This is a genomic window from Aliiruegeria lutimaris (assembly GCF_900099935.1).
GTDB lineage: Bacteria > Pseudomonadota > Alphaproteobacteria > Rhodobacterales > Rhodobacteraceae > Tropicimonas > Tropicimonas lutimaris.
The window spans coordinates 1-17130 of sequence record NZ_FNEK01000014.1 but is presented as its reverse complement, the minus strand read 5'-3'; the positions used below and the strand labels follow the sequence as shown (position 1 = coordinate 17130).

The following is a 17130-nucleotide window of genomic DNA, read 5'->3' as shown; positions in this document are numbered from 1 at the left end:
TTGACCTCACAGGATGCTGAGTTTCGTGGTGCGGGAGACGACAGCCACGGCAATGAGAATGATCAGGCCCTTGACGATGCTCTGGATGTAGGTGTCCATCCCGATCAGGTTCAGGCCGTTATTGATGACGCCGATGAAGAGCGCACCGCAGAAGGTGCCTATCACGGTCGAGGTACCGGGCCGGAACATCGTCATGCCGATGAACACGGTGGCCAGACCGTCGAGAAGGTAGCGCTCGCCCACGTTGGGCTGGCCGGAGCCGAGCCGGGCGGCCAGCAGCACGCCGGCGACGGTCGCGAAGACGGCGACGAGCACGAGAGAGGCAGTGCGGTAAAAGCTGACACGGATGCCGGAAAGCTCGGCGGCCTTCTGGTTGCCGCCAACGGCGTAGACGTAGCGGCCGAAGACCGTGCGCTCCATCGCGATCCAGGCGATCAGAACCGCGCCCAGCATGAAGAATGCGAGCACCGGGACACCCCAGATGCGGCCCTGGCCGAGCCAGAGATAGCTGTCGGGCAGACCGCCATAGATGGCGCGCCCGCCGGTCAGCAGGAAGTTCACGCCGAACAGGACCGAGCCCATGGCAAGCGTTGCGATCAGGGAGGGGATGCCGACCTTTGTCACCAGTAGCCCGTTGATCAACCCGATCACGAGGCCGACCGCCAATGCGGCGAGAAACGCCACGATCAGCGGGTAGCCATTGACCAGCAGAAGCGGCGTCAGGATGCCGGCCACGCCAACCGTGAAGCCCACCGAAAGGTCCACTCCTTGGCGGCAAAGCTGAAGGTCAGGCCGGAGCCGACAATCCCGAGAATGGCGATCTGTTGCAGGATATTGGTCAGGTTGAAGACCGTCAGGAAGCGGTCGACGAAGAGCGAAAAGCCGATGAACATCACGATCAGGACGATGAGCGTGGAATATCGCAGGATCCAGTCACTGCGCGGCGCGTCCGCCCGCGGTTCGTCCAGTGGGGGTGCGGCTACTGTATCGGTTGTCATGCGGCCTCTCCTGCCATCGCGTCTATGAAGCGTTGTTCCGAATAGTCCTCCGCCGGGATTTCCGGGCCGGGGCGGCCGGCGACGAAGGGAATGACCCTGTGGGTGATCTGCTGCACCTCCAACAGGTCCGAGGTCGCCACGATCACCGCGACGCCCCGTTCGGAAAACTGCCTGATATGTCCGTAGATCTCGCGCTTGGCGCCGACATCGACGCCCTCCGTCGGCTCGACGAAGATCAGCACCTTGTAGCGATCGGTCGCGCCGTACATCCACTTGCCCAGCGAGGCTTTCTGTTTGTTGCCGCCCGAAAGCGTCTTGATCGTCTGGCGCGGACCGGTGGCGCGGATATTGAGCTGATCCATGACCCGCCGGGATTCCTGCCCCTCGAGCCGCGGCCAGAGCAAGCCCCCGGACTTTCCGGCCTCAGGATGCACGAGGGACAGGTTCTCGGAAATCGTCCCTTCGGCCGTCAACGCGTTTTCCATGCGCGAATCCGGCACGAAGCCGACTCCAAGCCGTTGCAGTTCCCGCGGGTTGCGGCGCGAGACCTTCTGCCCGTCAACCACCATTTCGCCCGCCATCACGGCCATGTTTGTGTAGAGCGACCGGGCGAACCCGAAATGCCCCGCGCCGGTCAGGCCGACAAGCCCGACAACTTCGCCGGGCAGCAACTGGAAATGGGGCACCTCGACCCTGCCGACACGCCATCCGTTGACTTCGAGAACCGGAGGAGCGCTCTTCGGGAAACTGCCGCGCAGGCTATCGCCCGATGCAACGCCGCGCTTGAGCATCAACTCCACCATGTCCGGCTACGAAAGATCGTCCGCGGCCCCTGTGGCGACATGCGCACCATCCCTGAGAACCGTGACGGTGTCGGACAGAGCCTTCACTTCCGACAGGAAGTGACTGATCAGCACCACGCCGACGCCCTTCTCGGGCAGGCTGCGAATGATCTTCCACAGCAGGTTCTTTTCCCGCGCCTGCAGGGTCGCGGTCGGCTCGTCCAGGATCAGAAGCCGGATGTTGCTACGCAGGGCGCGGACGATCTCGATGATCTTCTGGTCGGCCATGTCCAGCGTGCCGGCTTCCTTGGCCAGGTCGATTTGGAGACCGGGGAACCACTCTTCCAGCAGCGCGCGCGCCCGCTGCAAAAGGGCGGCGCTCTGAAGGAGCCCGGACCGGGTTGGCTCGTCGCCCAGCAGGATGTTCTCCGCCCCGCTCAGGCTGCGGACGAGGCAGCCTTCCTGGCTTACAAGCGCAATACCCTTGGCAAGCGCGTCGCGCGCCGAGTTCAGCCGCAACGGTTCGCCATCCAGGGTCATCGTGCCGCTGGTCTGGGGCTGTGTGCCCGCCAGAATGCTGACGAGGGTCGATTTTCCCGCGCCGTTCTCGCCGATCAGTCCATGCACCTCGTCGAATTGAAAACGCACGGAGACGCCGGCCAGGGCGCGGGTCCCGGAAAATTCCATGACGATGTCGTGAAGGTCTATGCTCACCTTGGGCCTCCGACCGCAGGTGGGGAGGGGAAGAGGGGCAGCCATGGCCGTCCCTCCTGTCAGGTCTGAACTGCCCCTCCTGTGAAGGGGTTAGTTGAGGAAGTCGGCGCAGTTCGCCTTGGTCACCAAGGGGGCATCCATGTAGACGATCTTCGAGGGGATGACGTCTTCCGCCGGTTGACCGTCCTCAACAATCGCCTGGATCCACTCGCCGGCCTGCGCGCCCATGCCTTCGAAGGGCTGGGAAACGGTCGCGAGCATCATCGAGTCTTCCTTGCAGATCTCGGCGATGGCCTGCGGGTGGCCGTCGATGCCGGTGACCAATACATCCGTCAGGCCATTGGCCTTCAAAACGTTGATCGCTGCCTGTGCCGGCTCGTCCCACGGCGCCCAGACTGCGTCGATCTCGTCGCCGAAACGGGCCACATAGTCCTGCATCGTTGTTGTCGTGTCTTCGAAGAACGCGGTGTAGTCGATATTGTGCTCGGCCAGCACTTCCACATCGCCATATTCCGGCAGGATCGTTGCCATCACGTCACCACGCTTGCGGGTGCCGTGGTGCTCGGCCATGCGCAGGAAGATGATCTTGCCTTCGCCTCCGAGCGAGTCGAGCAGGTAGGGAGAGACGTCGGCGGACATCGCCCAGTTGTTCGTGGTGACATCGACGAGCGCACCCTCGACATACCCCGAGTCGACCGAGAAGATCGGGATGCCGGCTGCCGCGGCATCCTTGATGGCCGCAGTGGAAGCACGCAGGTCGGCCATCGTGATGATGATCGCGTCGACCCCGCGCGAAGCGGCATCCTGAAGGTTGGTCGCCGTGGCTTCGCCCGAACCGCCGGAATCAAGGAAGCTGACGTTCCAGTCTTTTCCGTTTTCTTTCAGCCAGGCCTCGAAGCCGGCTTTCGTCCGCTGTTCGGACTGGGCGGCGGCATTCGATTGAACCCACGCAACATCCAGTGCGAGAACCGGTGTCGACACGGCGAAGCAAACAGCCGCGAGCGCGGCCGTGCGAATGGACTTGTCCATCAGATTTCCTCCCTTGGAACTCCCGCTCATCCTCCTAAGCGGGTGAGGTCATGCTACGTCCAAGATTACCTTTGTCACGTTGGATTGCAAATGTAATGATTTGAATGATTGGGGAAGGGAGGTAAATCGTGTCTATGAGCGAAAGATCCGAAAAACAGCTGATGACCCGGGCAGCGTGGTTCTACTATGTCGGGGGATTGAACCAGGAAGCGACCTCGCGGCGGATGGGGCTCACCCGGGCGCGCGTAAACAAGCTTCTGGGCCAAGCGCGGGAGACCGGACTGGTCTCGATCACGATCAATGATCGCCACGCCGGCCTTCTTCATGTCGAGGAGGCCATCCAGCAGGAATTCGGTCTCGAATTCTGCCTGACCACGCCGGCCATGCAACTGACGGAGGAGGACCTGGCACGAAACGGCGCGCTGGCCGACCTTCCGCTGAAGGCGGTCGGAATGGCGGGGGCACGGTTCCTGCGCGAGCATCTCGCCGATCACCCCTCGACCGTCGTCGGGACCGGGGGGGGACGCACACTGGCCCATCTGAGCCAACAGATGAACGGCGTGAACTGCCCGAACGCCAAATTTGTCAGTCTCATGGGCTCTCTCACGGCCAATTCGGCCTTCAACCCGTTCGAAGTCGTCCAGGCCCTGGCACAGGCGGTCGGCGGCGAAGGCTACTTCCTGCCGATACCCTTCATTGCCGATTCCGTCGAGGACCGGAGCGTTCTGCTCGGGCAGAGCGCGGTGCTGCGGCCGCTCGAACTGGCGCGGCGTGCGGACCTGGCGCTGATCTCGGTCGGCGAATTGACCGAAGATTCCTCGATGCGCCGCCAGGGGATGATCACCCACGACGAGTTGCTCGAACTGCGCGCGGCGGGGGCCATCGGCGACACAAACGGAATCTTCCTCGGGGCCGATGGCCGCCCGGTCGATCACGCGCTGAACCACCGGACCAATGGCGTCGGTGTCGAGGACCTTGCGCGCAGCCGCTGTGTCCTGCTGGCGGGCGGACCGCAAAAAGCGGCGGCGACGGAGGCCATCCTTCGCGGCGGTTTTGTCCGCGGGCTGATCATTGACGGCGATCTTGCCATTGCACTGACGGAGCGGATCTCGGCCTAGCGGCGTCTGTTCGCGGGGCAGGGGCCTGGGAGCGCGATGCTATTCGGCCTGCGCCCCGTCGAGCCCCGCTTCCCGCGACACAGCCTGCCGAAGCTCCGGCGTCGAGGCAAAAACTGCCTTTGCGCCGGCCTTCGAGAGCCGCCCCCCGTGCGTCTTCCGGATACCGTCCAGATGTGAGCCGCGGGTGAACCCGAAGGCGCGCATACCGGCCGCGATTGCTCCTTGCACGCCCAGCGGCGCATCCTCGATCACCATGCAATCAGCGGGCGCGACGCCCAACTCGCCGGCGGCATGCAGGAACAGGTCCGGCGCGGGCTTTCCACGCGGGACTTCCTCTCCGCTGAAGATCCGTTCAGCGAAATACCCGGTCAGACCGGTGCTGGCGAGCGTCCTTCGGATTCGATCCATCCCGCTGCCGGAGACGATGCAGGTCGTCAGCCCGGCCGCCTTCACCATGTCGATCAGGTCGCACATGCCCTCTATGCGCGTCAGTTTCGCTTAATAGAGGGCGTAGAGCTTCTTGAAGTATTCATCGGTGAAGTCCGCCGGGCAGGGCCGGCCCAGCATACGGCCGATTTCCTCCCGGACATGGCCCAGAGATGTTCCCAGATAGCGATCGCGCAGGTATTCCGGCGACGCCTCGGCAATGCCGATCTCCCGCATCTGCGCGGACAGCGCGGCCATCGAAAGGGGTTCGCTGTCAACAAGACAGCCGTCGAGATCGAACAGAACAGCACGGATTTTTGTCATGGTATTTCAAGCGGTCGCTGCGAGGCGATGTTTCGAGTCTGTCGCCTGCGGACCGGCGTGCCCTGAGTGGCGTGGAAGCTGGCGCGATTCTCTCCGGACTCCCCAATCCGATCAAGCGTGGATTGCGATCTGCCATCTTTGGACGCATGGGGCGCAACGCACTGACCAGTTGCGGATCATCGGCTCGAAAACCCAGTGTCATGGGGCGGAATTTCTTTCGAGATTCAACGCGAATGACAGGAACTGCTCCTCGCTCAACGGGCAGGAAAAAAGATATCCTTGCAGGACGTTGCAGCCGATTTCGCGCAGCACCATCGCCTGTTCCTCGGTCTCGACGCCCTCGGCCACGGTGTTGATGCCAAGCGTGTTGGCGATCTCGACGATCGCGCGCACGAGGTTGCGGGCCCGGTTATCGCGGGCAACCGGAAAGATGATCCGCTTGTCGATTTTCAATGCCGATGGCGCAATCTCCATGAGCCCGATGATCGAGGCATGGCCAGAGCCGAAATCGTCGATCTCGATATCGATGCCAGCGGCGCGGATCTTCGCCAGGTGATCGCGGAAAGCGGCGTTCTCTTCCTCGATCAGGATCGACTCAAGCAATTCGAACGTCACCCGCGTGTTGCTGGCCGCCATCTGCGTGGCCAGGGCCACCACGCCGGGATCGTGCATCCGGCCGGACGAGACGTTGAAGCTGATCTTGGGAACCTCCAACCCCCTTTTGCGCCAGCGTCCAAGGGCTTCGAGCGACTTCTCCATCATGATCCGGTCGATATCCGCGACGAGCCGGAGCTGTTCGGCGACCTGCAGGAAAGCCTCCGGCGTCACCAGGCCTTTTGCCGGGTGACGCCAGCGGAGCAACACTTCCAGGCCAACGAGCCTGCCGGACTCCGCCGAGATCTGCGGTTGGAAAAAGGGCACGAACTGATCGTCCTCGATCGCTTCGTGGATCTCGACGGACAGCCGCCGGTCATGGAGAAGCGACTGGTGAAGATCGGGCGTGAAGAACTCCAGGCGGTTGCGGCCCGAGACCTTCGCGCGATAGAGCGCCGCGTTAGCGAACATCTGGATATCCGCCCCATCGCGGGACAGGTCCTCTGAAAAGGCAACTCCGAAGCTCGCCCCGAAACGACATTGCCGACCCTCGAATTTCATCGGCTTTTCCAGGTCGCCGCGAATGCGTTTGACGATTTCCCGAGCGCCCTTCTCGGAAGCGCCGGGAGCCATGAGAATCGAGAACTCGTCGCCGCCGATGCGCGCCGCGAAATCGCTTGACCGAACGGAACGGCCAAGAATTTCGGCGACATGGGCCAGGACAGCGTCACCGGCTTCATGGCCCAACGTGTCGTTGACATGCTTGAAATGGTCGAGGTCGAGGCGGATCAGAACCGCGTCCTTCGGCCCGCCCGATCGTGCGCGCTCCAGCCTTTCGCCGATCATCCGGTCGTAGAATCTGCGATTCGGCAGGCCCGTAAGGCCATCATGCAACGCCTGACGTTCGTTTTCAGCGCGCATCTGCTCGGCGAGAAGGTGGGCATGACGCTGTTCCTGTTCCCGCTCCACATCGGCGGTGACATCGAGAAAGGCACCGGTCCAGATGCAGGTTCCGTCCGGCTCCTTGCGGGGAACGGAGGTTCCGTGAAGCCAGACGATATCGCGTTCGGGGTGACGGATCCGGAACCGCCTTTGCCAGAGATCCAGCGTCTCGGCACTCCTGTGGACGCTTGCGAGAAGGGGCGGGATGTCTTCCGGCACGACCACGCTGAAAAGTTTCATCGAGTCCTTCATGATCGCGGAATGGTCGACACCTGCGAAATCCGCGAAACGCCCACTGCAGTAGGGAAAATCCAACCGGCCGTCCGGGGACAGGCGGAACTCGTACAGGCCGACGGGCGCGACATCGGCCACGAGCGTCAGATGTTCATGCGACCGCCGGAGCGTATTGGCCGTTTCGGCAAGGCGGACCTCGTTCTGCTTGAGCTCGTCGATATCCGTGAGGCTGCCGCAGATCATGATAGGAAGCCCCTCGGCGGAGCGGTCAACCCGTTGCGCCTGGCCCTTGAACCAGCGCCAGCTTCCATCGGCCCGCTGCAATCGGAAGGCGCCGCTGAGTTCCTCGATCTCGCCGTGATCCAGGGCCAGGAAGTTATTGTCCATGTCCTGGGCGTCATCGGGATGAAGCAGTTCGCGGAGTTGGCGAAACCCTATCTCGAAATCGGAGGGAAAGCCGAGGATCGTCGCCAGGTGGCCGGCCACATGACCCTCGCCGGTTTCCGGGATTCGATACCAGGGAACAACGCTGCTTTTCTCGGTCGAGTGGCGCAGGATTTCAGCCGCTTCCAGCGCTTCAAGGCGCTTGGCCTGCGCGTCCCTCAGCGCCGCATTCAGTTCGACCTCATGGGCTATTCTTTCGGAGATATCGTTAGTGACGCCACAGATCAGGTTGGAGCGCTTCTCGGCAGTTCCCGGAAGCAGCCGCGCAATACTCGAACACCACACATAATGGCCGTCCTCGTGACGCAGCCTGTGTTCGACCTTTGCAACGGCCTTGTGCCCGCAAAGCAGGCTCGCCAATTCCTGCCGCACGGCGGCAATGTCGTCGGGGTGAACGCGGGAAGACACGTCGGAAGAGTGCCCCACATCTCCGTCCATCGGCATACCGCTAAGGGTCTTGAAGCGCTTGTTCCTGATGAATGTGCCGGAACCAGGGTTGAGCAACCAGGGGGATATCCCGGCATTCTCGGTCGCCAGCAGCAGCAGATCCTCGCTCTTCTCGGCTTCTTCCCGAGCCGTCTCGGCAAGGCTCAGAGCTTGACGCAGACGTTTTTCGGTTTCCTTGCGGTGCGAGATATCGGTCAGGTTTCCACAGATTATCGGCTCCGACCGGCTGCCTTCCCGTTCATAGAGGCGGGCCGTGGCGTGGAACCACTTATAGGAACGGTCCTTGCACATCAGACGGAAATCGGTGTCGAAGCCGTCATTCTCGCCAAAGAATACCTTTCGCATGTTTTCAAGATTCTTGCCGGCATCATCGGGATGCAGGCGTTTCCTGATCCATTCGTGATCCAGGCTGACCTCGAGCGGGTCGAAGCCGAGAAGATCATAGAACGCTTCAGTCGCCCACATCCGCCGGGTTCTCGGGTCCGCAAACCATTGGGCAAAGCCCGCATGCTTTGCTGCCTGAAACAGGATCTTCTGATCGAATGGACCCAAAGCACCCTGGTACATCTTGCTGATCGCCCATCTGTCGTCAGTGACACATCGTCGTCACATCTTGGCGTATCCGACAATTGTCTTAAGAAACCTCTGACCGGTGCCGCCCGCGAAACAGGCAGGTGACGCCGAAATGTGCTCACCTGTTGTTAAGATCTTGACGTTAGGTGATATATCAATCCATCAGATCTGCGTATCCGTTAGAGTTGGTCTGTAATTCCTTCGCGGCCCGCGAACGTTCGTCTCGTCCAGACGCCAGGTTTTGGTGGAGAATGCAGCAAAACGGGCACGTCAATGTTCACTCACTTACTCTCCCGGGTCTCCGTACGTATCTACATGATCGTCGGGGTCGCCTGTCTGATCACGCTCAGTCTGTCGGAAGTCCTTCAAACGGTCGCCACAGACAGTATCTATGAAATGCGCAGGGATCACCTCCACGACGTTGTCGAAACGGCAACCAGCGTGCTCGTGACGCTCGAGGAGGAAGTGAAGAGTGGCAAGCTCGACCGAAGATCCGCCATGGAAGAAGGCCGGCGTTTTCTGAACGACATGCGGTTCGACGATGACGGGTACTTTTTCGTTTTCAACTACGATCTTGTCATGGAAGTCATGCGGCCCAATCCGGAACTGGTCGGAAAAAGCCGGGCAACCTACAAAAACGCCGACGGTGTGAACATATACAAGGAACTGCGCGACATCGCCCGGGCCGAAGGTCAAGGTACGTTCAACTATCGTTTCATGAAACCCGGTGCGACCATCCATGAAGACAAGATCAGTTTTGCGCACGATTTCTCCGATTGGGGATGGATCGTCGGCGCCGGCTCGTACTTGTCAGATATCCAGGCCGAAATTTGGGTTATGAAAAAGATCAGCCTGATCGCTTCGGGAATCGGGCTTTTTGTTCTCGTCGTTTTGTCGACGTTGCTGGTTCGGAGCATCACGCGACCGTTGTCGGCTCTTATGGAGCGGATGCGCGGAATGACCGATGGCGATATCGAGGCCGAGGTGCCGCATGTCGACGGAAACGGCGAACTCGGCGCCATGGCGCGGGCAATCGAGACTTTCAGGGGGGCCATGGTCGAGCGACGGCAACTTGAAAAGGAACAGCAAGAAAAAGACGCCGAACTGGCCAGGCAACGCGAGGAAGCCCGCGAACAGGAAATCGAAATGGAGCGGCGCGAGTTGGCCGAGACCGAACGGCGCCGGGAGGAGGAGGAAAACCAACGCAAGGAGCGCGAAGAACAAAACGCCCTTGCAGAAGCGGAGCGCGAACGTCATCGGGCAGAGCAGGAAAGAGTCGTGAACGCCCTGTCGTCTTCCCTCAGCGCCATGTCGAACGGCGACCTGAGCGTACAGATCGACGAGGTCTTCCCCCAGGAATACGAACAGCTTCGGCGTGACTTCAATGGTGCCGTCGGCAAGATCGCGGTTCTTGTCGGCTCGATCGTCGAAAGCTCCCTTGCCATCCGGAGCGAGAGCGATGCGCTGGACGAGGCGGCTTCCGAAATGTCCCGTCGAACCGAGTCCCAGGCGGCGTCACTGGAAGAGACCGCCGCGGCCATCACCGAGTTGACCGCTTCAGTGGAAAACTCCAGCCAGGGGGCGAAGGATGCCGCCAGAACGGTTGTTCTCGCGCGTCAGAGGTCCGAAGCTGGCGGCGAAGTCGTCCAACGGACGATCCGGGCGATGACCGAGATCGCGGAGAGCTCGAGAAAGATCTCCCATATCACCAATGTCATCGACGAAATCGCGTTCCAGACCAACCTTCTGGCCCTGAACGCCGGTGTCGAGGCCGCGCGTGCGGGCGAGGCCGGGCGTGGTTTCTCTGTCGTGGCCTCCGAGGTCCGGGCCCTGGCGCAGCGCTCATCGGAATCCGCGCGCGAAATCAGTGCCTTGATCGCGACCTCGACGGAGCAGGTCGACGATGGTGTTGAACTTGCGAACGATTCAGGCACGGCGCTCGAGGAAATCGGAAAGATGATCCTGGACCTGAACGAACTGGTTGAAACGATCGCCGACACTTCGTCTCAGCAATCGACGAGCCTTTCCGAGATCTCTACCGCGGTGAACCGATTGGACCAGGTCACCCAACAAAACGCCGCCATGTTCGAGGAGACTTCCGCAACGGTGAGTTCGCTCAAGTCGCAAGCCGCCACACTTGAGGAGAACACAGGTAGTTTCTCTCTGGCGGGCGGTAAGCCGCCCCAGCGAGCGCCCGTCAGGCGTCCTGTCGAGAGGGCCGTGATACGTAAATCTGCTGCCATTCCCGCGGCGAGCACCGCGAGCACGGCCGAAAAGCTCGATGAGGGCTGGGAACAGTTCTGAACGGATTCGATCGGGTGCCTGCTCGAATTGCGTGCTGCGCCCGATGAACTCCGAGGCTGCCCAACCTCTCCCAAAAGGTGGTTGGGCAGTTTCGCTTTTTGAAGAATCCGGTTCGGAGCGGGTGGGCCTCTTCATCTTTGAACGGACGGTTCGATTCAACTGTTCTGAGGCAGAGTCGGATTTTTCCGGAGCAGTTCTTCTGGCAATGCGTTGTCGAAGAATAGGACGAAACGCAAAACGCTACGGATCAGGGGGAAAAACTGCCTGGATCGGCCCTCAACTTCCCGATCGTCGTCTGGATTGCCGCCCCTTTCGGGTTTGGCAGAATAGCCAGCGCGGCGGCCGGAAAGAGGGGATGTGGTTGAACAGGAGGCCAGGCACACCCTGCAGGATGGGCGACGGCACTCCCAACAATGACATGGCGCAACAATCAGTAAACCATTCGCGCTGGCTCAGTTTCCGAATAAGGGATTCCAGAAACAGACTGATCGGCGCGATGGTCAACGCAACGAGCAGATGCCCGGAGAAACCTGCTATTGCCCCGATCACCGCGGTTTTTGCCCCGATCAACGCGTTTCGGTGCGGCTCATGTGGAGAACGAAGAGGAACCCGCTATCGTGCTGAAGGACGTTATGTTCTGTTACTGACCGGAGTGCGGATCTGCACCGGCTAGTTTCCGCGACAGCTGGTCCAAAGCCTCGGCCTCGCCTTCATTGCGCGCAGAGGGCCGCAACCGTGCAACAAGAGACGCCGCGTGCTCGCAAGCCATACGGTCCGTTTTGACATAGGGCAGGCTGGCGCCGAAGGAACGCTTCAGAAGGGCAGGGAAGGTCAACTGTTTCTGGCCCATCGGTCCGCGCTCCACAGAATGAACCCCGCCCTTGTAAATCAGCGCCACATCAAGCGCGGCGTAAAGACGGTTGAGGCAGTCACACGCGGTGAATGGGTCGTTCACACCCGAGGACATCGCCCGCGCGATCATCTCGACCAGTTGATCGACGAGGAAGCTGGGGTTCTGGTCCTCTGTGCGTTCGTCTCCAACCGCAAAACAGGCGATCAACGCCGCCTCATCCTTCTCATCCAGTGCGGATTCTCGGGCAGTCACATAGACTTCCAGCACCGGCATTTCGGCAGTGACAAAATCGCCTGGCTCTGCTCTCAGCAGGATATGCCAATCCTCACTTTCCGCGAGTTGTTGGAGGCGGTCCGCGTCCAGTGTCTGCACATAGCCGGAACGCCTGAGACAGGGCTGGGCGTCCGGCGCGCCGGTCGGTGTCACGGCCGCTGGCTCCGGCGGACCGGCGTCGATTTCCGCGCGGATCCCGGCTTCCAGCCGTCGGCCAAGCGCGGAAGCGATATTGCTGACATTGATTGTTTCGGGAACGTGATGGACAAAATAGATCATCACACCCATTGAAATCAGCGTCAGCCACAGGGCGGCATTGAGCGACAGGTTTGGCAGGAAGGCCTCCGCATCGCCGCCCGCATGCACAGCGCGAAGGATCTGAAGACAGTAGGCGAAGGTACCGATGAGGATGCCGAGCGACCATTGCGTGCATCGGTCCCGCATGAAATTCCCGATCAGCCGCGGACCGAAATTGCCCGACGCGAAGGAAACCGCGACCATGGTCATGGAGAACATCACGCCGGCCACGCCGATCACCGAACTGGCCATCAGCGTTAGTAGCCCGCGCGCGCCCTCGACCTGCGTTTGGGAAAACGCGGAGGGCAGGGCAGAGACCAGCTCGGGATAGGCGCGGTCCGCCTGCAATGTCAGGGTCGCCACAAGATGTGCCGCGATCAGACAAAGGCCGGGAATGAACCAGTAGCTCGCGCGCAGGTCGCCAATCAGCTTGGCAAGCCAGGCCCGCGAGCCGGTCAGAGTTTGCCGGGGCCGGGATTGCCCTCCCGTCACCGCCGTTCCCTTTCATTGAACGGGACACAGGGGAATATTTTCCGAGAGCGCCGGTTCAGTCCTCCATTGGAAAACGGCAACGTCATTTGAAATTCCTTTTCAATGAAACCAATGCATGCGGCCCGGCATAGGCTTCAAACATGATCACCGTATTGTAACCCGGATTTTCCGTCACCCCCCAACCGCATTCGCGCGCAGCACATTGATGGCGAACGTGATCGTCGCGCGCGGATTGGTCATGACACCCGTCTTTGCAAAGGCCCTCACGACCGTTTCCGTGATTTCTGCCACCGGGCCATCGGCTCCGCTGGAACTGGAGCGGCGTTCATGGCCGATCGGACCATGGCGAGCACAATGGCGACCGGCGGCGGGAGCCCGGTCACGCCGGAACAGCAGTGGGTGGTTTGTCCGAATTGACCGAATTCCGTCTCGACCAGTAACAGCACCTTGAGCGGCAGGAAAAGGTTCGCGAGATCCATTACTTCGAACAGCCCAAACGCGATGGCTTGCACCCCGAACGGTACCATGTCGGCACCGCGGGTCTCTTGGCCGCCGAGGCCGGGCGGTTACGTCTCAGAATTTCTTGAGATATGTCCAGGTCGCCACGTTGGCGTCGCGGGCAACCGAGAAGGTCTCGGCATCGCCGAGATACTGGAAACCGGCATTGGTCAGGATGCGGGCAGAGAAGGGATTGTCCTGGAACACCTCGGCAAAGACCGTGTCGCAATTCTGCGGGTTGGCGGCCAGCAGCGCGCTGACTGCTTCGGAAGCCAGACCGCTATGCCAAAGGATCGGCGCGACCCAGTAGCCGATTTGCGACTGATGAGGTGCATCTTCCATGCGCGAAAGCGAGATGACGCCTACAAGTTCCCCCAGCCCGGCACCCGTTCCGTCAAGTGCCCACACATCCTCGTTGCGGCCCTGGGCCTGGCTGCGCGTGATGAACGCTTCGGCCGCGCCCGGTGGCAGCGGATGCGGGATAGACCGCGTGCTGGTCGCGATTCGCTCGTCACCGGCGTAAAGTTCGAGAAGGCCCCGATCGGACCGCTGTAATGGGCGCAACGTGATCCGTTCTGCCTGTATCACCGGTTGACCGGTTATCGTCTTCAATTCCATTTCGTTTCCCTCCTCCCGGGAAGCGTCAAAGATTTACCGACCTCGAGCCGCGCGTGCCCCTCCCAAGGTACGCGTGACAAGGCCGGGAACTCCGAGATTTGCCATACAGATGGCCACGAGACTCGCGCTCTGCAAGGCCAGCAGGGCCGGATCGGTCCCGTGAAAGCTGCTCATCACCCATTCAAGTGGCTGAATTACCAGCCGATACAGGAAGCCGGGCAAGCCGGTGGCAATGGCGTCGGGCTGCAGGCGGACCTGTGCCCCCTTGAAGGCCAGCCAGCTGACTTGCGCCAGCGATGCCCAGATCATCGCCCAGACCAACGGACGCACCCGACGGATCCGCGCCTTGCAGCGCAGAGAGACGATTGGATCCTGTCTGTTGCCAAGTGCAGCAGTCATCACATTGCCCTGATTGCGTTGAATCGCTGGGGGGACCGGCTTTATCGCCGATCCCCCCTAACAAAGACTGAAGGTCCGGGTTTCGACCTACTCCGCGGCTTCGGCGACCGGAAGTACCGAGATGAAGGTCCGGCCCTTGAGACCCTTGTGGAACTTCACTGCGCCCTCGGCGGTGGCGAAGATCGTGTGATCCTTGCCCTGGCCCACGCCTTCGCCCGGCCACCACTTGTTGCCGCGCTGACGCACGATGATGTTGCCGGGGATGACGGCTTCGCCGCCGTATTTCTTCACACCAAGGCGGCGACCGTCGGAGTCGCGACCGTTACGGGATGAACCGCCTGCTTTTTTATGTGCCATATCGCTAGTCTCCTATCTCTCAGGCTTCGGCCGGGGCCTTGGCGGCGCCGACTGCGGCTTTCACGCCGGTTTCGCCTGCGCCCGATTCGAGGATCTCGGTCACGCGCAGCAGGGTGAGCTGCTGGCGGTGGCCACGGGTCCGCTGCGAGCCGTGCTTCCGGCGACGCTTGACGAAGGTGATCTTCTTGGCGTCCTTGATCTGGTCGATGACCTCGGCCTGCACGGCCGCGCCGTCGATGAGCGGGGCGCCAACATTGCCACCCACCATCAAAACGTCATTGAATTGAACGGTTTCGCCGGCGGTTGCCGCCAGCTTCTCGACGCGAAGCACATCGCCCTTCTGGACGCGATATTGCTTGCCGCCGGTTTTCAGGACCGCAAACATGGGTCTTTCCTTTTCATGTATCCGCGTCGCTTCGGTCCCCAGATCTGGGCGTTACGGCCGGTTGCCGGCACCTCGGACAGCGCGCCCTTCCAAATGGGCGTAGTTCTTGTTCCCGCGACAGAGCATCCGCCAGCGGAGGCCTGCATATGGGCCAGAAACGGCAACGGGTCAAGGAATTCCTCGCCATTTTCACCCCTTGGAGCGCAAAACGGCCGAGTGTCACGGCGTTCTCACAGGATCAGAGGTCGGAGCCCCCCATGAACTGCGCCGCAGCGAGCCCCATTTCGCGCGAAACCACGCGGAAGACAACATCGAACCCCGAAAACAGCGCGGAATTGATCTGCTGGCCTGGCGTAGAGGTACAAAAGGCGATATAGCGCTCGATCTCTGCGTCGCTCAGCGGCTGGTACGCCATGGCGAGATAGGACATGACCCAGATGCCGGAGTCGAGCCGGATAGTCTCTTCCTGCGACCAGACCTCGCGCAACATCTCTTCCTCGCTGCGAAACTCGCCAAAGGCGCCTGCGGCGTTGAGACCGGTATAGAAGGCGTAGCTGGCATTCAGCGCGGCGGTGACATTGTTCTCGACCAGGTCATTGGTCTCGACGAACTCCTCCAGCAGCGCGATGCGCGGCGCGCCATCATCCTGCAGCATGGCCAGGTAGTCTTGCGCGGCGCGCTCCACCGAGGGTTGCAGCATCGCTTCGCGCGCCGAAATCTCCAGCGTCAGGATCCGCTGCCCGAGATCGCTGTCGAAAAAGTCCTTGGCGCCCTCGACCATGTTCTCCGGCATGTCCGCGGCCATTGCATCGGTCAGCATGCCGGTCATGCGCTCGGGGTCATAGATCTTGCGGACGAGCTCCGGCCAGCGCTCCTTGCCACGCCCCGGAAACATGTCCTTCTCCAGGTCCGCCGCGTGGGACAGGCCCTCCAACTGGACGATCTCGAACAGTTCTTGCAAATGCAGGCTTTCGATCAAGGGCGCGATCTCGGCGCGCTGTGCTTCGGTGGCCTGGACCTTGTCGCCCGCTCCGACCGGCACGCCGAACACCACCGCCAGCAGGATCATGAAGGGTGCCAGAAGCAGTCTTGCGGTCATGATCGGCTCCTGCCCATGGCGCGGTGCGCCGTTGCGGTGAATCGTTGCTGGCATCCAATTGCAAAGAATGTATCAAGTTTCTCGACCGGCGGCGAGAAAAGCACTTGCGCCTGCGGCTCAAGATTACTAAACCGCGCCCACCCTGACCACGGGAGCGCGGAGAGGTGCCGGAGTGGTCGAACGGGGCGGTCTCGAAAACCGTTGATCCTGCAAGGGATCCCAGGGTTCGAATCCCTGTCTCTCCGCCATTTTGCCAATAAAATCAATAACGTAAAAAAGTTGGTGTGTCGCTGGGTTACACCAAAGGTGCTATTGGTCGACGTAATCGGATTGTGTGCCGAAACGCCCAGTTGAGGAAGGAATCGGATCGCTCAATACTTCTGTTGTCTAAAAGTTGGTACAATGATGGCGAAGTTGACACCGAAAGAAATACAGTTGCTGCGCCCCTGCATCACAGCATTGGAAGCCTTGGCGTCGGGTAAGCGCCCTGCCAAAACCGATGCTCAAAGGTTGTTTCTCGATGCAGTGAACGGACGAAGGGAAGCTGTGACACCCTACGAAATCGCATACCTAAAATGGTCCGTTGATCTGGAGTGCCCCGTCTGAACTGGTCCACCGTTATGTTTAGGGAACGGAGGACTGAGAATGGCGAACAAGCGGCACAAGCCGGAAGAGATAGTTCAGAAGTTACGGCAGGTTGATGTGCTTGTCGGGCAAGGAATTGCGCGTGTGGATGCGATCCGCGAGGTGCGCATAACGGAGCAGACCTACTATCGCTGGCGCAAGCAGTACGGCGGGATGGGAACCGACCAACTGAAGGAGCTCAAGCGGCTTCAGAAAGAGAACGAACGGCTTCGAAAAGCCGTGTCAGACCTGACGCTGGACAAGCTCATCCTGAAGGAAGCTGCACGGGGAAACTTCTGAGCCCCG

The 17130-nt window shown here is 60.9% G+C and carries 14 protein-coding genes, 1 tRNA gene and 3 pseudogenes; 4 read left to right on the top strand and 14 right to left on the bottom strand.

Annotation, left to right across the window (positions count from 1 at the left end; translation table 11 throughout):
* Positions 1 to 6 precede the first annotated feature (6 nt).
* The 5 genes from BLR85_RS08470 to BLR85_RS08460 all read right to left on the bottom strand — a co-directional run bounded on the left by BLR85_RS08470 (position 7) and on the right by BLR85_RS08460 (position 3523).
* Positions 7 to 753, bottom strand: a complete 747-nt coding sequence (locus BLR85_RS08470; RefSeq protein ID WP_212635040.1) for an ABC transporter permease — start codon at positions 751 to 753, stop codon at positions 7 to 9.
* Positions 720 to 998, bottom strand: coding sequence for a hypothetical protein (locus BLR85_RS29485; protein ID WP_212635039.1), 279 nt, complete (start codon positions 996 to 998; stop codon positions 720 to 722). Before BLR85_RS29485 ends, BLR85_RS08470 begins: the two co-directional genes overlap by 34 nt.
* Entirely contained in the window at positions 995 to 1801 is an 807-nt protein-coding gene (locus tag BLR85_RS29480) for an ATP-binding cassette domain-containing protein (protein ID WP_212635038.1), read from the bottom strand. The genes BLR85_RS29485 and BLR85_RS29480 overlap by 4 nt, the downstream gene beginning before the upstream one ends.
* Positions 1802 to 1807: 6 nt before the next feature.
* Positions 1808 to 2494, bottom strand: a complete 687-nt coding sequence (locus tag BLR85_RS29475; RefSeq protein WP_212635037.1) for an ATP-binding cassette domain-containing protein — start codon at positions 2492 to 2494, stop codon at positions 1808 to 1810.
* Positions 2495 to 2584: 90 nt separating this feature from the next.
* The gene (locus tag BLR85_RS08460) at positions 2585 to 3523 is read right to left on the bottom strand and encodes a sugar ABC transporter substrate-binding protein (RefSeq protein WP_093153585.1); all 939 of its coding nucleotides are present in this window, start codon (positions 3521 to 3523) and stop codon (positions 2585 to 2587) included.
* Between the two features lie 134 nt (positions 3524 to 3657).
* Here BLR85_RS08460 and BLR85_RS08455 point away from each other — a divergent pair, with 134 nt between their 5' ends.
* The gene (locus tag BLR85_RS08455; protein WP_093153581.1) at positions 3658 to 4641 is read left to right on the top strand and encodes a sugar-binding transcriptional regulator; all 984 of its coding nucleotides are present in this window, start codon (positions 3658 to 3660) and stop codon (positions 4639 to 4641) included.
* 39 nt (positions 4642 to 4680) lie between these two features.
* Here BLR85_RS08455 and BLR85_RS08450 read toward each other — a convergent pair.
* Both BLR85_RS08450 and BLR85_RS08440 read right to left on the bottom strand, forming a co-directional pair.
* Positions 4681 to 5391 (bottom strand): annotated as a pseudogene (locus tag BLR85_RS08450) (HAD family hydrolase).
* 198 nt (positions 5392 to 5589) lie between these two features.
* Complete coding sequence (locus tag BLR85_RS08440; RefSeq protein ID WP_093153562.1) at positions 5590 to 8619, bottom strand: EAL domain-containing protein; 3030 nt, start codon at positions 8617 to 8619, stop codon at positions 5590 to 5592.
* 279 nt (positions 8620 to 8898) lie between these two features.
* On the opposite strand from BLR85_RS08440, the gene BLR85_RS08435 reads away from it, so the two are divergent.
* The gene (locus BLR85_RS08435; RefSeq protein WP_093153557.1) at positions 8899 to 10929 is read left to right on the top strand and encodes a methyl-accepting chemotaxis protein; all 2031 of its coding nucleotides are present in this window, start codon (positions 8899 to 8901) and stop codon (positions 10927 to 10929) included.
* A 640-nt stretch (positions 10930 to 11569) separates the two neighbouring features.
* On the opposite strand, the gene BLR85_RS08430 is transcribed toward BLR85_RS08435, so the two are convergent.
* The 7 genes and pseudogenes from BLR85_RS08430 to BLR85_RS08400 form a co-directional block, all read right to left on the bottom strand.
* The gene (locus BLR85_RS08430; RefSeq protein ID WP_093153553.1) at positions 11570 to 12844 is read right to left on the bottom strand and encodes a DUF2254 domain-containing protein; all 1275 of its coding nucleotides are present in this window, start codon (positions 12842 to 12844) and stop codon (positions 11570 to 11572) included.
* Positions 12845 to 13107: 263 nt separating this feature from the next.
* A complete protein-coding gene (locus BLR85_RS08425) occupies positions 13108 to 13371 on the bottom strand; it encodes a hypothetical protein (RefSeq protein ID WP_093153547.1) in 264 nt (87 codons plus the stop codon).
* A gap of 46 nt (positions 13372 to 13417) precedes the next feature.
* Positions 13418 to 13960: a GNAT family N-acetyltransferase gene (locus BLR85_RS08420; RefSeq protein ID WP_093153542.1), complete on the bottom strand. Its 543-nt coding sequence runs from the start codon at positions 13958 to 13960 to the stop codon at positions 13418 to 13420.
* Positions 13961 to 13993: 33 nt separating this feature from the next.
* Positions 13994 to 14359 (bottom strand): hypothetical protein, encoded by a 366-nt coding sequence (locus BLR85_RS08415; RefSeq protein ID WP_093153536.1) that lies wholly within the window; start codon positions 14357 to 14359, stop codon positions 13994 to 13996.
* A gap of 87 nt (positions 14360 to 14446) precedes the next feature.
* On the bottom strand, positions 14447 to 14716 hold the full coding sequence (rpmA, locus tag BLR85_RS08410) for a 50S ribosomal protein L27 (protein ID WP_093153530.1): 270 nt from the start codon (positions 14714 to 14716) through the stop codon (positions 14447 to 14449).
* A 22-nt stretch (positions 14717 to 14738) separates the two neighbouring features.
* Positions 14739 to 15101: pseudogene (gene rplU / locus BLR85_RS08405) on the bottom strand (50S ribosomal protein L21); the annotation flags it as partial.
* 238 nt (positions 15102 to 15339) lie between these two features.
* A complete protein-coding gene (locus BLR85_RS08400; protein ID WP_170844497.1) occupies positions 15340 to 16200 on the bottom strand; it encodes a DUF2059 domain-containing protein in 861 nt (286 codons plus the stop codon).
* A gap of 158 nt (positions 16201 to 16358) precedes the next feature.
* Between BLR85_RS08400 and BLR85_RS08395 the strand changes: the two genes are divergently transcribed.
* Positions 16359 to 16448 (top strand) — tRNA-Ser (locus BLR85_RS08395).
* A gap of 397 nt (positions 16449 to 16845) precedes the next feature.
* Positions 16846 to 17115, top strand: a pseudogene (locus BLR85_RS08390) (transposase); the annotation flags it as partial.
* Positions 17116 to 17130: the final 15 nt, after the last annotated feature.

Coding starts and splice junctions, on each gene's coding strand:
- BLR85_RS08455 (WP_093153581.1), top strand. CDS start 3,658: ATGAGCGAAAGATCCGAAAAACAGCTGATGACCCGGGCAGCGTGGTTC.
- BLR85_RS08420 (WP_093153542.1), bottom strand. CDS start 13,960: ATGGAATTGAAGACGATAACCGGTCAACCGGTGATACAGGCAGAACGG.
- BLR85_RS08415 (WP_093153536.1), bottom strand. CDS start 14,359: ATGACTGCTGCACTTGGCAACAGACAGGATCCAATCGTCTCTCTGCGC.
- rpmA (WP_093153530.1), bottom strand. CDS start 14,716: ATGGCACATAAAAAAGCAGGCGGTTCATCCCGTAACGGTCGCGACTCC.
- BLR85_RS08460 (WP_093153585.1), bottom strand. CDS start 3,523: ATGGACAAGTCCATTCGCACGGCCGCGCTCGCGGCTGTTTGCTTCGCC.
- BLR85_RS29480 (WP_212635038.1), bottom strand. CDS start 1,801: ATGGTGGAGTTGATGCTCAAGCGCGGCGTTGCATCGGGCGATAGCCTG.
- BLR85_RS29485 (WP_212635039.1), bottom strand. CDS start 998: ATGACAACCGATACAGTAGCCGCACCCCCACTGGACGAACCGCGGGCG.
- BLR85_RS08425 (WP_093153547.1), bottom strand. CDS start 13,371: ATGGTACCGTTCGGGGTGCAAGCCATCGCGTTTGGGCTGTTCGAAGTA.
- BLR85_RS08440 (WP_093153562.1), bottom strand. CDS start 8,619: ATGTACCAGGGTGCTTTGGGTCCATTCGATCAGAAGATCCTGTTTCAG.
- BLR85_RS08435 (WP_093153557.1), top strand. CDS start 8,899: ATGTTCACTCACTTACTCTCCCGGGTCTCCGTACGTATCTACATGATC.
- BLR85_RS08400 (WP_170844497.1), bottom strand. CDS start 16,200: ATGACCGCAAGACTGCTTCTGGCACCCTTCATGATCCTGCTGGCGGTG.